At 71.7% G+C, this 15473-nt stretch carries 13 protein-coding genes; 8 read left to right on the top strand and 5 right to left on the bottom strand.

Annotated elements, in window-relative coordinates:
• Positions 1–39: 39 nt before the first annotated feature.
• Positions 40–378 (bottom strand): ricin-type beta-trefoil lectin domain protein, encoded by a 339-nt coding sequence (locus ACFWA7_RS13700; protein WP_385822939.1) that lies wholly within the window; start codon positions 376–378, stop codon positions 40–42.
• A 465-nt stretch (positions 379–843) separates the two neighbouring features.
• On the opposite strand from ACFWA7_RS13700, the gene ACFWA7_RS13705 reads away from it, so the two are divergent.
• Positions 844–1407 (top strand): GNAT family N-acetyltransferase, encoded by a 564-nt coding sequence (locus ACFWA7_RS13705; protein WP_385822941.1) that lies wholly within the window; start codon positions 844–846, stop codon positions 1405–1407.
• Between the two features lie 44 nt (positions 1408–1451).
• The gene (locus ACFWA7_RS13710; protein ID WP_385822943.1) at positions 1452–2102 is read left to right on the top strand and encodes a pyridoxal 5'-phosphate synthase; all 651 of its coding nucleotides are present in this window, start codon (positions 1452–1454) and stop codon (positions 2100–2102) included.
• A 259-nt stretch (positions 2103–2361) separates the two neighbouring features.
• Here the strand turns inward: ACFWA7_RS13710 and ACFWA7_RS13715 are convergent, their stop codons facing one another.
• Together ACFWA7_RS13715 and ACFWA7_RS13720 are read right to left on the bottom strand one after the other, a co-directional pair.
• Positions 2362–2817, bottom strand: coding sequence for a Zn-ribbon domain-containing OB-fold protein (locus ACFWA7_RS13715; protein ID WP_385542968.1), 456 nt, complete (start codon positions 2815–2817; stop codon positions 2362–2364).
• Positions 2817–3266: a DoxX family protein gene (locus tag ACFWA7_RS13720; RefSeq protein WP_385542965.1), complete on the bottom strand. Its 450-nt coding sequence runs from the start codon at positions 3264–3266 to the stop codon at positions 2817–2819. The genes ACFWA7_RS13715 and ACFWA7_RS13720 overlap by 1 nt, the downstream gene beginning before the upstream one ends.
• A gap of 224 nt (positions 3267–3490) precedes the next feature.
• Between ACFWA7_RS13720 and ACFWA7_RS13725 the strand changes: the two genes are divergently transcribed.
• From ACFWA7_RS13725 to ACFWA7_RS13740, 4 genes are all read left to right on the top strand, one after another.
• Positions 3491–4630, top strand: coding sequence for a flavin-containing monooxygenase (locus tag ACFWA7_RS13725; RefSeq protein ID WP_385542962.1), 1140 nt, complete (start codon positions 3491–3493; stop codon positions 4628–4630).
• 262 nt (positions 4631–4892) lie between these two features.
• Positions 4893–7118, top strand: a complete 2226-nt coding sequence (locus tag ACFWA7_RS13730; RefSeq protein ID WP_385542959.1) for an acetate--CoA ligase family protein — start codon at positions 4893–4895, stop codon at positions 7116–7118.
• Complete coding sequence (locus ACFWA7_RS13735; RefSeq protein ID WP_385542956.1) at positions 7115–7936, top strand: enoyl-CoA hydratase/isomerase family protein; 822 nt, start codon at positions 7115–7117, stop codon at positions 7934–7936. Before ACFWA7_RS13730 ends, ACFWA7_RS13735 begins: the two co-directional genes overlap by 4 nt.
• A gap of 190 nt (positions 7937–8126) precedes the next feature.
• Entirely contained in the window at positions 8127–8723 is a 597-nt protein-coding gene (locus tag ACFWA7_RS13740) for a flavin reductase family protein (RefSeq protein ID WP_385543009.1), read from the top strand.
• Between the two features lie 21 nt (positions 8724–8744).
• Here ACFWA7_RS13740 and ACFWA7_RS13745 read toward each other — a convergent pair whose 3' ends face one another.
• Both ACFWA7_RS13745 and ACFWA7_RS13750 read right to left on the bottom strand, forming a co-directional pair.
• A complete protein-coding gene (locus tag ACFWA7_RS13745) occupies positions 8745–9428 on the bottom strand; it encodes a hypothetical protein (RefSeq protein ID WP_385822946.1) in 684 nt (227 codons plus the stop codon).
• Positions 9429–9455: 27 nt separating this feature from the next.
• Complete coding sequence (locus tag ACFWA7_RS13750) at positions 9456–10796, bottom strand: MFS transporter (RefSeq protein WP_385542950.1); 1341 nt, start codon at positions 10794–10796, stop codon at positions 9456–9458.
• 284 nt (positions 10797–11080) lie between these two features.
• Here ACFWA7_RS13750 and ACFWA7_RS13755 point away from each other — a divergent pair, with 284 nt between their 5' ends.
• The gene (locus ACFWA7_RS13755) at positions 11081–15007 is read left to right on the top strand and encodes a tetratricopeptide repeat protein (RefSeq protein ID WP_385822948.1); all 3927 of its coding nucleotides are present in this window, start codon (positions 11081–11083) and stop codon (positions 15005–15007) included.
• Positions 15008–15033: 26 nt separating this feature from the next.
• Positions 15034–15453 carry a hypothetical protein gene (locus tag ACFWA7_RS13760; RefSeq protein ID WP_385542944.1) on the top strand — a complete coding sequence of 140 codons (420 nt, stop codon included), beginning with the start codon at positions 15034–15036 and terminating at the stop codon, positions 15451–15453.
• Positions 15454–15473: the final 20 nt, after the last annotated feature.

Genomic DNA, 15473 nt, shown 5'->3' on the forward strand with positions numbered 1-15473 from the left:
CTCACGCCCCAGGGCGGATTTCCAGTTCCCAGAGGGGAATTACTGCCAGACCTGGTAATTTCCGCCATTGCACTGGAGGGTGTAGACCTCGCCATCGCCATTACTGTCGAGGCACAGGCCGGCCTGCCGGTTTACGAGCCGCATGCCGTCGCCCGTCCACTTCTCGTACCACTGCTGGTAGTAATTTGCCGGGCTGGAACAGGGCTCGATATAGACCCTGCCCTTACCGTTGGAACCGGCGTACCAGCTGGCGAGGCAGCGGCCATAGAAGAACGTGTTTCTGGTCGTGATCTTGTAGGCGCCGTCCGCGTTTTCGAGATTGCTCTGCGAGTCGTCCCACTTGGGGCTCAGGGCCTTGTGCGGGTCGAAGCAGTGCACCCAGGCCCCGGCGTCGGTGTCGATACCGGTGTCGTTATAGACCCTGAGACAACCACCCGTTGCCTTGTTGCGCCAGACAATGTCTTCCTAGGCCGAGGCGGGGGTGGAGACGGCCGCCAGGATCACCGGCACCGACGCCATGACCATCGCAGCGCGAATTTTCGAAAACTTACGCATAAATGTTTACCATTCACCTAGACAGTCGAACCCAGTAAGGACTGGCGTGACCGGATTCCCCGGGCATGGCCTGAACCGTAGGGGAGAGAGTTTGGAATATGAAATGAGTTGATCAACATTTGAGCTGGAATAGAACGTTCCACTTCCATCTCTCTTCGCACCCCGAGATTGACTTCCAAGAAAGGCCTTTTGGCGCGGGATGCCACCATTCGTTCGTGGTTCGCTTCGAGCGGGGAAGAGCCGTTAATCCAGTAGCCCTCGCGCCCCCACCCCCCGACAATCACCCCCATGCCCACACCACCCCCCTTCCTGACCACCGACCGCCTCACCCTCCGCCCCTTCACCGACACCGACGCCGACCTCGACCTCGTCGTCGAGCTCGACAGCGACCCGGAGGTCATGCGGTACCTCACCGGGGGCCGCCCCATGACCCGGGACGAGATCCGGGCCGAGTCGTTCGCGCGGATGCTGCCGGGGGACAAGGGCTTCTGGGCGACGCATCTGCGCGACACCGGCGAGTTCATCGGGTGGCACTGTCTGCGCCCCGGGCTCAACGCCCCGCCGGACCACGCGGACCTCGGGTACCGGCTGCGGAGGGCGGCCTGGGGGAAGGGGTACGCGCGCGAGGGCGCGCTCGCGCTCATCGAGAAGGGGTTCGGGGAGCTGGGTTACGCGCGCATCACCGGCAACACGATGTACGTGAACGACCGGTCCCGGCACGTCATGGAGACGTGCGGGCTCACATACGTACGCACGTACTTCGAGGAGTGGCCCTACTCCGTCGAGGGCGATGAGCACGGGGACGTCGAGTACGCCCTGACGCGTGAGGAGTGGCTCGCGCGGAGGGCGTGAGCGCGCCGGGTGCCGGGTGCCGGGTGCCGGGCGACAATCTGCGCATGGAATTCCAGGAGTATCTGCTCACCCTGCGCGTCTGGGACGTCGAGCTGCCGCACTTCGACCCGGAGGCCGCGCCCGACGAGCCCGTACCACTCTTCCAGGAGTGGCTGATGCACGCGGGGCGCGCGGGACAGGCCGAGCCGCACACGATGACGCTCGCGACTGTGGACGGTGAAGGGCGGCCCGACGTTCGTACGTTGATGCTGCACGGGGCCGATGCGGGTGGGTGGCGCTTCGGGTCGCACTCCACCAGCGCGAAGGGGCGCCAGCTCGCCGCCTGTCCGTCGGCCGCGCTCGGGTTCTACTGGCCCGCCGTGGGGCGTCAGGTACGGGTACGCGGTTCGGTGGCCCCGGCGGGCGTTGAGGCCGCCCAGGCCGATCTGCATGCCCGGTCGACCGGGGCGCTTGCCGCCGCCCTCGTCGGGCACCAGAGCGAGGTGCTGGGGTCCGTCCCGGAGCTCGCGGTCGCGTCGGAGAGCGCCTGGGCGCGGGCTGCGGCCTCGCCGGATGCCCCCGTGCCCACCTGGACGCTGTACGTCCTTGACCCCGTGGAGGTCGAGTTCTTTCAGGGGGACGCGCGGCGGCGGCATGTTCGGTTGCGGTACCGCCGCGAGGGGGCGGTGTGGGTGCGGGAGTTGCTGTGGCCGTAGGGGTCGTCGTTCGGCTGCGGGCCGGTGGGGTCTGATCGCGCCCACACGGCGGAGCCGCGAATGTCACAGCCCCGCGCCCCCCCTGGCCCCATGTTTACCTGCGGGCCGGTGGGGGCTGATCGCGCCCACACGGTGGAGCCGCGAATGTCACAGCCCCGCGCCCCCTGAACAAGCACCCCGGAACGCCGGTCCTGCCACTCCCCCCCCCCCCCCTGAACAAGCACCCCGGAACGCCGGTCCCGCCACCACCCCCGCGCCCCTACGAGGTCGCCGCCCGGAACACCGGCACCGCCACCTCCCCGCCCCTGAAATCCACCACCAGTTCCAACCCGATCCGCAGCCGCTCCTCCCCGCACCCCACCACCTCCGTCATCATGCGCGGGCCCTCCGCCAGGTCCACCACCGCCGCCGTGTACGGGACCCGGGCGCCGAACGGGGGCAGGTCGTTGCGGTGGACCACCGACCAGGTGTAGAGCGAGGCCCGGCCACTCGCCTGCTCCCAGGTCACGTCCTCGCTCCAGCAGTACGGGCAGAACTCGCGCGGATAGTGATGTGCCCGCCCGCACGCCCCGCAGCGGCGGATCAGGAGGCGGCCCTCGGCGGCCGCGTCCCAGTACGCGCGCGTGAAGGCATCGATCTCAGGGGTCGCGGCATCGGGAGGCGCGGCTGCGCCAAGGGCCCCGGCAGCCGGCCTCGCCGCATCAGGACGCGTCATCAGAACCACCCGATCGCATGATCAAGCGACCACGTCTGCCACGACATCGCGAAGAGCGCGACCAGCGAGACCAGGGCCATCATCGCGTTCTGCCCCTGCTCGGCCCAGTCGTGGATCATGAGGATCAGGTAGAGCAGGTTCAGGACCAGGCCGCCCATCAGCGCAACCGGCGTGAGCAGGCCCGCCACCAGGCCCAGGCCCAGGGCCAGTTCCGCGTACACCACCACGTACGCCATCGTCCGGGGCCGGGGCTTCACCACGACCGCGAAGCCGCTGCGGACCGCCTCCCAGCGGTGCTTCGCGGCCACGTCCGCCGCCCAGGCGATGCCGGTGCCGCGCTCGAACCAGGCCTTCTTGTCCTTGTGGCGCCAGCTCTCCAGCCACCACAGGCCCAGGCCGATCCGCAGGACGGCGACCCACTCGGCGCCGCTGAGCCAGACCGAGTCCATCCGCAGGCCCCCTCATCGACAGATCCAACAGGTCCAACCGGTCCAACCGATCGGCCGATCGGCCCAACCGATTCTGACGGTACGTCAGTTCAGCGGACCGTGTCGTCCCACGCAAGAGGCCCGGCACCACCCACCCCGGCAAACTCCGGAGCGTAATCGATTCGTAACCGATTCAGGTCTTGACCGAGACCCATCAAGTGGCTGCGTCGTTACGCTCGGTTCCCATGGCCACCAACGACCCCACCCGCCCTGTCTACGTCATCGGCGCCGGCCCCGGCGGGCTCGCCGTCGCTGCCGCGCTGCGCGGCCGGGGCGTACGGGCCGTCGTACTGGAGAAGGCCGATGCCGTCGGGGACTCCTGGCGCCACCACTACGACCGGCTGCGGCTGCACACCACCCGGCGCCTGTCCGCGCTGCCGGGGCTCAGGATGCCCCGTTCGTTCGGTCGCTGGGTCGCCCGGGCCGACGTCGTGCGGTATCTGGAGAAGTACGCACAGGTCCACGAGCTGGAGATCGTCACCGGCGTCGAGGTCTCGCGGGTCGAGCGCGCCGAGGGGGACAGCTGGCTGCTGCACGCGACCGGCGGGCGGCGGCTGACCGGGCGGGCGGTCGTGGTGGCGACCGGGTACAACCACACCCCGTACCTTCCCGAGTGGCCCGGCGCCGACGCGTACACCGGCACCCTGCTGCACGCCGGGCAGTACCGGAACCCGGCCCCGTACGCGGGCAAGGACGTCCTCGTGGTCGGCAGTGGGAACACCGGCGCGGAGATCGCCGTCGACCTGGTCGAGGGCGGGGCCGGACGGGTGCGGCTCGCCGTGCGCACCGCGCCGCACATCCTGCGCCGCTCGACCGCCGGCTGGCCCGCCCAGGCCTCCGGCATCCTGGTGCGGCGGCTGCCGGTGCCGCTGGTGGACCGGGCGGCCGGGGCCGTGGCCCGCCTCAGCGTGCCCGACCTCTCCGACAAGGGGCTGCCCAGGCCGGAGACCGGCCTCTACGCGCGCGTACGCGAAGGCGCCATCCCCGTACAGGACGTGGGTCTGATCGCGGCCGTGCAGTCGGGGCGGGTGGAGCCGGTCGCGGCACTCGACTCGTTCGAGGGCGCGAAGGTCGTCCTGGCCGACGGCACCCGTATCTCGCCCGAGGCCGTCATCGCGGCCACGGGCTACCGGCGGGCCCTGGAGGGCCTGGTCGGGGAGCTGGGCGTGCTCGACAGCCGGGGCCGCCCCACCGTCCACGGCGGCCACACCGCGCCCACCGCCCCCGGCCTCTATTTCACCGGGTTCACCAACCCCATCAGCGGCATGTTCCGCGAGCTGGCCATCGACGCCGGGAAGATCGCCAAGGCGGTCGCGCGCCACTGAGGCCGATGGGCCCCGTCACTGATACGCCCCTCCACCACCACCCGCGCACGCCGTAGTTGGCGCAATGGTGACGGGTAGGCGCCCCCCGGGCGGGTACGGGAAACGTACTCGGCCGGACCTCCGCATGTCCCGGAGCCTTCGGTGAGCCTTTGCCCGCACGACGGTTCCTGACTGGTCGTCAGGTCTGTAATCTGACTATGCGTCAGTTACCAGCCAGTTGCGCAACAGCCATGTTGGCCATCGACCAGGAGCGGGCGGAACGATGCTTGGATCGACTCACGGCACCCTCACGACCGACTTCCGCGCACGGGTGGTCGCCTGCGGCGAGCAGCCCCGGCCCGGCGCCGTCCACGGCACCGCCGCAGCCGAGGGCGATCTGGACGTCAGCGGCCGGCCACTGTACGCGCCCGTACCCGACCTCGACCGGTTCTTCCGGCCCGAGTCGCTGGCCGTCGTCGGCGCCTCCGACGCCGAGGGGCGCCCCAACACGGGGATCACCCGCCAGCTGATCGCCTGGGCCGAGCGGGTGGGCGCCCGCGTCCACCCCGTGCACCCCACCCGGGACTCCGTCTTCGGCCTGCCCTGCTGCGCGTCCGTCGCGGACCTGCCCGAGCAGGTGGACCTGGCGGTGCTGCTTGTCGGTGACCCGCTCCCCCTCATCGACGAACTGGCCGAGGGAAAGGTGAAGTTCGCGGTCGCCTTCGCCGCCGGCTTCGCCGAGACCGGCGAGGACGGCGCCGCCGCCCAGGAGCGGCTCGCCGCCGCCGTACAGCGCTCGGGGGTGCGGCTGCTCGGCCCCAACACCAACCTCAACGCCTTCGAGCGCTTCCGGGACGACCTGGAGGGGCCCGCGATCGCCCTGATCACCCAGTCCGGCCACCAGGGCCGCCCCCTGTTCGCCCTCCAGGAGCTGGGCATCCGCCTCTCCCACTGGGCGCCCACCGGCAACGAGGCCGACCTGGAGACCGCCGACTTCATCTCGTACTTCGCCGAGCGCCCCGAGGTCGGGGCCATCGCCTGCTATCTGGAGGGGCTCAAGGACGGGCGCTCCTTCCTGCTCGCCGCCGACCGGGCGGCGCGGGCGCGGGTGCCCGTGGTGGCGGTCAAGGTCGGCCGCACCGAGACCGGAGCGCGCACCGCCGCCTCCCACACCGGCAAGCTGACCGGCGCGGACCAGGTGGTCGACGCGGCGATGCGGCAGTACGGGGTGATCCGCGTCAACGGGCTCGACGAGCTCCAGGACACCTCGGCCCTGCTGGCGCGGGCCCGCCCGCCGGTGGCCGACGGGGTCGTCGTCTACTCGATCTCGGGCGGCACCGGCGCCCACTTCGCGGACCTGGCGACGGCGGCGGGACTCACCCTGCCCACGCTCTCCGACGCCAAGCAGGCCGAGCTGCACGAGTGGATCCCGCCGTATCTGAATGTGGCCAACCCCGTGGACAACGGCGGCCACCCGGTGGGCGACTGGCGCGGACGGAAGATCATCGACGCGATCCTCGACGACCCCGCCGTCGGCGTCCTGATCTGCCCGATCACCGGGCCGTTCCCTCCCATGAGCGACCAGCTGGCGCGGGACCTGGTGGAGGCGGCGGAGCACACCGGCAAGCTGGTGTGCGTGGTGTGGGGGTCGCCGGTCGGCACCGAGGCCGCCTACCGCGAGACGCTGCTCGGCTCCTCCCGGGTCGCCACCTTCCGTACCTTCTCCAACTGCATAGGCGCCGTCCGCGCCTACCTGGCCCACCACCGGTTCACCTCCTCCTACCGCTCACCCTTCGACGAGGCGCCGCGCGTTCCCTCGCCGTCGTTCCGCAAGGCCCAGGCGCTGATGCGGCCGGGCCAGCAGCTGAGCGAGCACGCGGCGAAGCAGCTGCTGCGGGCGTACGGGATCCGGGTGCCGCGCGAGCAGCTGGTGACCAGCGCCGCCGCGGCCGTGCGGGCGGCGGGCCAGGTCGGCTACCCGGTGGTGATGAAGGCATCGGGCACCCGGCTCGCTCACAAGACCGAACTCGGCCTGGTCAAGGTCGGGTTGACCTCGGCGAGCCAGGTGCGGGACGCCTACCGCGAGCTCACCGACATCGCCCGGTACGAGGGCGTCGAGCTGGACGGCGTGCTCGTCTGCCAGATGGTCGCGCGGGGTGTGGAGATGGTCGTCGGCGTCACCCACGACGCCCTGTTCGGGCCGACCGTGACCGTCGGCCTGGGCGGGGTCCTGGTGGAGGTCCTGGGCGACGCGGCCGTGCGCGTACCGCCGTTCGGCGAGGAGCAGGCCCGCGACATGCTCGGCGAGCTGCGCGGCCGGGCGCTCCTGGCGGGTGTACGGGGCGGGCCGCCGGTCGATGTGGACGCGCTGGTGGAGGTGGTGCTGCGGGTGCAGCGGATGGCCCTCGAACTCGGCGGCGAGCTCGCGGAGCTGGACATCAACCCGCTGATGGTGCTGGAGCGCGGTCAGGGCGCGGTGGCGCTGGACGCGCTGGTGGTGTGCTCATGAGCCCTGCTGCTTCGGGGGGACTCCGTCCCCTTGCGGAGACGGTACGCCACACCACTGACAGCGGGGTCTCGTGGATCACGCTCGACCGGCCCGAGGCCATGAACGCGGTGACCTGGGAGCAGCGGGAGCGGATCATCGCGCTCCTCGACGGGGCGAGCGCCGACCCGGCCGTCCGGGCCGTCGTGATCACCGCGACCGGGAAGGGGTTCTGCGCGGGCGCCGACCTCAGGGGCGGCGCGGTGGCCGGTGAGCGGGTCGCCGGTGACGTGGCCCGCACCATCCGCCTCGGCGCCCAGCGGCTCGTCGCGGCCGTGCTGGACTGCGAGAAGCCGGTGATCGCCGCCGTCAACGGCACGGCGGCGGGCATCGGCGCGCATCTGGCGTTCGCCTGCGACCTGGTGCTCGCCGCCGAGTCGGCCCGGTTCATCGAGGTGTTCGTACGGCGCGGGCTCGTCCCGGACGGCGGGGGCGCGTATCTGCTGCCCCGGCTTGTGGGGCCGCAGCGCGCCAAGGAGCTGATGTTCTTCGGGGACGCGGTGGCGGCGGCGGACGCCGAGCGCCTGGGGCTGGTCAACCGGGTGGTGCCGGACGGCGAACTGCCCGCCGTGGCACGGGAGTGGGCGGAGCGCCTCGCGGCGGGCCCGACCCGCTCGCTCGCCCTCGCCAAGCAGCTGGTGAACGCGTCCCTGGACACCGACCGTACGACCGCGTTCGCGGCGGAGGCGGCGGCCCAGGAGATCAACATGGCGACGCGGGACGCCCAGGAGGGCGTGGCGAGCTTCGTGGAGCGCAGGACGCCCAAGTACCGGGGTTTGTGAGGGGTCGCAGGGCCGGCTCGCAGGTCTGGTTCGGGGCGGGTTCGACGGGCGGGTTCGACGGGCCGGTTCGACGGGCCGGTTCGACGGGCCGGTTCGACGGGCCGGTTCGACGGGCCGTTTGCAGGGTCCTTGAGGGTTCCGATCTGACGATCCGTCAGTTTCAATGGGGAACATGATGGGACACGAAGGGATGGCGGCGACCGTCGTCCGATACCTGCGGTCCGTCGGCGCGGTGGCCACGGCCCCCGCCGAGCCCGTCGAGGCGCTGCCCAGGCCCGACTTACGGGCCGTACGGGACGACGAGCGGCTGCCCGTCGACCCCGCCGAGTTCCGCGGCGTCCTCGGCCACTTCGCCACCGGCGTCACGGTCGTCACGGCTCAGGACGAGGCCGGCCCTACCGGCTTCGCCTGCCAGTCCTTCGCCTCCCTCTCCCTCGACCCGCCGCTGGTCGTCTTCATGGTGGGCCGTACGTCGACGACCTGGCCGCGCATCGCCCGCGCGGGCACGTTCTGCGTGAACATCCTGGGGGCCGGACAGGGGCCGCTGTGCCGGGCGTTCGCGGTGAGCGGCGCCGACAAGTTCGCGGGAGTGCCCTACGACGCGGCCCCCGTGACCGGCTCCCCCCGCCTCGACGGCGTACCGGCCTGGGTGGACTGCCGCATCCAGAACGTCCACACGGGCGGGGACCACCTGATCGTGGTGGGCCGGGTGGAGGCGCTCGGCGGCACGGCGGAGGGGGAGCCGCTGCTGTTCCACCGGGGGCGGTTCGGGCGGTTCAGCGCCTGACGGCGACGGGCGGCCCCGCGTTCACCAGGCCTGCTCGAAGACCTCGCCGCCGCTGCGGGTCTCGATCCGCAGCTTCCCCTTGTCCCCGTACGCCTCGTGGCGCCACAGGGCGAACACCGCCGCGATCCGGCGGCCTTCCCAGTCGTCACCGCCGGACGGGATGAAGTTCACTGTCACGATCGCCCTGACCGAGTCGCCCTCCTGCCTCAGCCGGGCGGCCACCAGGAAGGGCCACATCCCGTCGTCGGCCTTGGTGAGGTGCTTGCCGTAGTAGTCGGTGAACTCCTGGGTCATGTCGAACCACCCGGCGGGCAGACAGGGCGGGTCGGTGCCCTCGGTGGGCGGCCCGGGGTCACCCGCGTCGTCGTCGGTGGTCTCGTCGGTCGTCTCATCGGTGGGCGGTTGCGAAGCCCCGGTGTCCTCGTCTGTCGGCGGCTCGGGGGTCCCGTCGCCGTCGTCGGTGGTCTCGTCGGTGGACGGACCGGACGTCTCATCCGTGGTCTCGTCCGTCGTCTCGTCCGGCGCCCCGGACCCCCGCTCCGTCGTCTCGTCGGGCGGGCACGGCTGCCCGGCGGCGGCGCTCGACGACGGCGACGCGGCCCGCCCCTCGGCCGCGCTCCCCGCCTTCTCGGTCCCGCACCCCGCCAGTACGGCACACAGCAGCCCCGCCACCGCCACCGCGCCCGGCACGTTCCTCGGCTTCATTCGGCCCCCTTCCGAAGGAAGAGGGGATCACGCCGCCGCGGGTTCCGCCAAAGGCGCGGTCCGGGCGCCGGTGCCGGGGCGCCGGATCACCAGGGCCATCAGCGCCGCCACGGCGCACAGCGCGCCCGAGCCGTACCAGACCATGTCGTACGAGCCGAAGGTGTCGCGCGCCAGGCCGCCGAGGAAGGCGACGAGGGCCGCGCCCACCTGGTGGGAGGCGAGCACCCAGCCGAAGACGATGGCGCTGTCCTCGCCGTAGTGCTCCCGGCAGAGCGCGAGCGTCGGCGGGACGGTGGCGACCCAGTCCAGGCCGTAGAAGACGATGAAGAACAGCATCGGCGGATGGATGGAGGGCGCGAGCAGCATCGGCAGGAAGAGGAGCGAGATGCCGCGCAGCGCGTAGTACGTGGCGAGCAGGCGCCGGGACTCGAAGCGGTCGGTGAGCCAGCCGGAGAAGATCGTGCCGGCCACATCGAAGACGCCGATGACGGCGAGCAGTCCGGCGGCGGCCGTGACGGGCATGCCGTGGTCGTGCGCGGCGGGCACGAAGTGCGTCTGGATGAGGCCGTTGGTGGACGCGCCGCAGATCGCGAAGGTGCCCGCCAGCAGCCAGAACGGTCCGGTGCGGACGGCCGAGACCAGTACCTTCAGCGCGCGGGCGGCGGCGCCGGGGACGGGCGCGGGCTTCTCGACATACGTGTCCGAGCCGTACGGCGCGAGCCCCACGTCCGCCGGGTGGTCGCGCAGCAGCAGCCACACGAAGGGCACCACCGCGAGGGCGGCGAGCGCGACGGTGACGGACGCCGGGCGCCACCCGTGGTGCTCCACCAGCCACGACAGGACCGGCAGGAAGATCAGCTGCCCGGAGGCGGACGCGGCGGTGAGGATGCCGGTGACCAGGCCGCGCCGGACCGTGAACCACCGGTTGGTGACGGTCGCGGCGAACGCCAGCGCCATCGAGCCGCTGCCGAGCCCCACGAGCAGGCCCCAGCAGAGCATCAGCTGCCAGGCGGAGTCCATGAAGACGGTGAGTCCGGCCCCGGACGCGATCACCGTCAGCGCGACGGCCACGACCCGGCGGATGCCGTACCGGTCCATCAGCGCGGCGGCGAAGGGCGCGGTGAGCCCGTACAGCGCGAGGTTCACCGAGACCGCCGCCCCGATCGTGCCGCGCGACCAGCCGAACTCGTCGTGCAGCGGATCGATGAGCAGCCCCGGCAGCGACCGGAAGGCGGCCGCGCCGATGATCGTCACGAAGGCGACGGCGGCGACGAACCAGGCGCGGTGGAAGCGGCGGGCGGGCCGGGGCCGCGGGAAGGGGGCGGCCTGCTGCCCGCCCGGGGCGGCGGCATCGGTTGTCTGGGACATGCCGACAGCTTGGCGGGGCGGTTCTCCCCGTACGAGTGGCTGGATAGCCATGGTTCGCAGGGATCGGGCCACGAGGTCGGCGAGGGATCCGGCGAGAGATCCAGTGAGGGATCCGGTGAGGGATCCGGTGAGGGATCCGGTGAGGGATCCGGTGAGGGATCCGGCCAGGTAACGGTCAGGGATCCGGCCACCGGGTTCGGCCACGCGACGAGGCCGGATTGTCTATCCTCACACTCACACTGAGTGGCCGGGGACCCACTCGTGGTGATCATGGGGGGTGGGCCATGGCCGAGCCGCTTACCGAACGGCTGCTGGTGGACTTGCGGGACGACGGCCGGGTGCAGGTGTCGTCCTGGCCCGCCGCGGAGCACTCCCCCAGACCGGCCGGGGAGCCGGTCGAACTGGTGTGGCCGCTGGACGAGCAGGAGATGGCGGACCTGCGGTGGTATCTGGAGCAGTATCTGCGGATGCCGTTCGGCGTGTACGAGCAGCGCGGGCCGCGCGTGGCCGCGCAGTTGCCGGAGTGGGGCGCCCGGATCTTCTCGGCGCTCTTCGCCACGGCCGAGGCGAAGCAGGCGTACACCGAGGCGCGGACGCGGGGCGGGCAGCTGGAGATCGTGCTGCGGTCGGGATCGGCTGAGCGGCTGGGCCTGCCCTGGGAGCTGATGGCCGACCCGGCGCGCCCGGTCCCGATCGCACTCGACCAGGTGGCGGTCTCCCGCAGCCTCCAAACCGCCGACACACGGCACGTGTTCACCGTTCCGGGCTCGCGTCTGCGGGTGCTGATGGTGATCTCCCGGCCGGACGGCGAGGCGGACGTCGGCTACCAGATGATCGCCCGGCCGCTGCTGCGCCGCCTGGAGGCGGTGCGCGGGAGCGTGGACCTCGTGGTGCTGCGGCCGCCGACCCTGAAGCGACTGGAGGAGGTGCTGACGCGGGCGCGCGAGGACGGCGAGCCGTTCCAGGTGGTGCACTTCGACGGCCACGGCGTCTTCGGCCGCCCACCGGCCTCCGGCGGCTGGGGCCCGATGATGTTCCAGCAGTCGGGCCCCCAGGGGATGCTGGCGTTCGAGAAGACCGGCGGCGGCAGCGATCTGGTGCCCGCGGGCCGGGTGGCGCAGGTTCTCGCCGGGGCGCAGGTGCCGGTGGTGGTCCTCAACGCCTGCCAGTCGGCGGTCGTCGGCTCCCAGGTCGAGGCGGCGGTGGCCACCCGGCTGATGCAGGAGGGCGTGGCCTCGGTGGTGGCGATGGCGTACAGCGTGTACGCGGTGGCCGCGTCCGAGTTCATGGCCGCCTTCTACGAGCGGCTGTTCGCCGGCGACCGCATGGCCGAGGCGGTCGCGGCGGGGCGCCGGCGGCTCGCCCTGAACGACGAACGGCCCTCCCTCAAGGGGATGCTGCCGCTGGACGACTGGATGGTGCCGGTCTTCTACACCCGCAGCGAGGTGCGCTTCCCCGGGCTGCGCACCGAGCGCGAGTCGGAGGAGTCGCTCGACGGAATCCTCGACGCGATCCGTCGCCGCCCCGAGGGCGTCCAGGAGGCCGGACCGGGCCAGGAGCTCGCCCCGGAGGGCGAGTTCATCGGCCGCGACGCGCTGTTCTACCGGCTGGACGTCGCCGCCCGACTGCAGCGCGTCGTGGTCCTGCACGGCCCCGGCGGGACCGGCAAGACGGAGCTGGCCAAGGCGTTCGGCCGCTGGTGCCGCGACACGGGCGCGGTCGACCGGCCGGAGTGGGTGATCTGGCACTCCTTCGAGCCCGGCGTGGCCTCGTTCGGCCTCGACGGCGTCGTCAACGCGATCGGGCGCCGCGTCTTCGGGGAGAAGTTCGACACCCAGTTCGTCCTGCTGGACGCCGCGCAGCGCCAGGAGGCGGTCGAGCGGGCCCTGAGGACCCGGCGCGTCCTGCTGCTGTGGGACAACTTCGAATCCGTACGGGCCATGCCGGACCCGGGGCAGGCGACGCCGCCGCTGCCGGAGCGCGAGCAGGGCGAGATGCGTGCGTTCCTGTCCCGCCTGGCCCGTGACAGCCGCGCCTCGGTCGTCATCACCAGCCGCTCCGACGAGGACTGGCTGGGCGAGGGAATCCGTCGCATCCGGGTCGACGGCCTGGACACCGAGGAGGCCACCCAGTACGCCGAGCAGCTGCTCGCCCCGTACCCGCACACGCGCAAGACCCGCGAGTCGCGCGCGTTCGGCGAGGTGATGCAGTGGCTGGACGGGCATCCGCTGAGCATGCGGCTGGTGCTGCCGCATCTGGACACCACGAGCGCGGCCGATCTGCTCGACGGGCTGCGGGGCGTGAAGGCGCTGCCGGGGAACGGCCATGGCGGCCGGACCACTTCGCTGGCCGCGAGTATCGCGTACTCCTTCGATCATCTGGCGCCGGAGGATCAGCGTGCGATGACCGTGTTGAGTTTGCTGCACGGGGTGGCGGACGCGAATGTGCTCGGGGGCTTCTCGGTCATGAACGGGGTGCCCGAGCCGTTCAGCGGCCGCACCGTCGAGGAGTGGGGGCGGCTGCTCGGCCGGGCGTCGGCCCTGGGCCTGCTGACACCGCTGTGGTCCGGGATGTACCGCATCCATCCGGCGTTGCCGGCCTATCTGGCCACCCATTGGAAGTCCCAGGCGGCCGACGCGTACGGCGAGCAGCGCACTGCTTCCGTCCGAGCCCTCTTGGACGCGCACGTCGCCTTCAGCTTCTGGCTCAGTGAGCAGCTGGCCGGTGAACACGCCCAGCTCGCCATGGTTCTGATCGCCGCCCACCGCCGGATGCTGGGGAGCATGCTCGGCTCCGCCCTCGACCAGTGCATGTGGGAGCACGCACAGCTCATCGCCCAACTTCTGGACAGCTACTGGGACATGCGGGGCCTGGGCGAGGAGGCCCGCGGCTGGACCGCCCGTATGAGGCTGGCCGCGGAGGGGCCGGGGGGCACCGCGCCCGACCTGGGCACTCCGGCCGGAGCCCTCTGGGCGTACGCCACCGGGTCACAGGCCAACCGGGAACTGGTGGCCGGCCGGCTCGACCTGGCCGAAAGCACCTACCGCTCACATCTCCAGGCCCTGCTGGCCGGCCCCGACAGTCCCGCGCAGCGCAAGAACATCGCCACCGGCTACCACCAGATCGGCATGGTCGCCCAGCACCGCGGCCGACTGGAGGAGGCCGAGGAGTGGTACCACAAGTCGCTCGCCATCGAAGAGGGCCTCGGCAACCGGACCGGCATGGCCGGCAGTTACCACCAGCTCGGCATCGTCAGTCAGTTGCGGGGCCGGATGACGCAGGCCGAGGAGTGGTACCACAAGTCCCTCACCATCAAGGAGGAGCTCGGCAACCAGGCCGGTATGGCCCGCAGCTACCACGCACTGGGCATGGTCGCCCAGCACCGCGGGCACCTGGCCGAGACCGAGGAGCTCTACCACAAGTCCCTCACCATCGAGGAGAACCTGGGCAACCGGCCTGGAATGGCCAGCAGTTACCACCAGCTCGGCGTCGTCAGCCAACTGCAAGGACGGCTCACGGAAGCCGAGGAGTGGTACCACAAGTCCCTCGCCATCGAAGAGGACCTGGTCAACCAGCCCGGTATGGCGGGCAGTTACCACCAGCTCGGCGTCGTCAACCAACTGCAAGGACGGCTCACGGAAGCCGAGGAGTGGTACCACAAGTCCCTCGCCATCGAAGAGGCCCTCGGCGACCGGACGGCCATCGCCGTCGGATATCAGCAGCTCGGCGCTGTCCATCACTTGAGAGGCCGGCTGGAGGAGGCCGAGGAGTGGTACCGCAAGTCCCTCACCATCAAGGAAGACCTCGGCAACCGTCCCGGCATGGCCAGCAGCTACCACGCACTGGGGATCACCGCCCAGCACCGGAAGCGGCTGGCCGAGGCCGAGGAGTGGTTCCGCAAGTCCCTCGCCATCAAGGAAGACCTCGACGACCGGCCGGGCATGGCCGTGACATACGGGCAGCTCGGGCTCCTGGCCGCAGAGCTGAACCGGCCGGACGCGGCCCTGGAGTGGACCGTCAGATGTGTGTCGCAGTTCGAGGAGGTCCCGCACCCCGAGACCGGGCAGGGCCCTTGGCGCCTGCGGCTGATGACCGAAGCGCTGGGCATGCCCGCCCTGGAGCAGACCTGGCAGTCCGTCACCGGCAACCCCCTCCCCACCGCCGTACGCCAGTACGTCCTCACGCCCCCACCCACACCCACCACCGACTGACCCCCACCCCAGGAGGGCTCCCGCACATGGCCGACCCGATCACCGACCCCGTCGAACTCGGCGCCCGTGCCGCCGCCCGGCGGCTCGCCGCGCAGACCTATCCGGGGCTCCCCGACGACGTGGAGGCCGCGCTGTACGCACGCGGGGCCGCGACCCGGCCCGGCCAGTACACCGACCTCAACTCGCTCGGCGCGCTCATCGTGAGCATCGGGACCCTGGCCTGGACCGTCTACAACGATCTGAGGAGCAGGGCGACCGCGCCCCGGCGCGAGGTGATCGTGCGGCACGTGCAGGACCGGCTGATCCGGGAGGACGCGCTGCCGCCGGCGCTCGGGCCCGCCGAGCGGGACCGGATCATCGTCGTCACCGTGGACGAGATCCTCGACGCGGCGGCCCGGCAGGAGGAGCAGGAGGAGACGGAGGAGACGGGACAGCAGCCGCAGTAGCGAGATGGCCCGATGGTGTG

It is taken from the genome of Streptomyces sp. NPDC059994 (genome assembly GCF_042737755.1).
Taxonomy (GTDB): domain Bacteria; phylum Actinomycetota; class Actinomycetes; order Streptomycetales; family Streptomycetaceae; genus Streptomyces.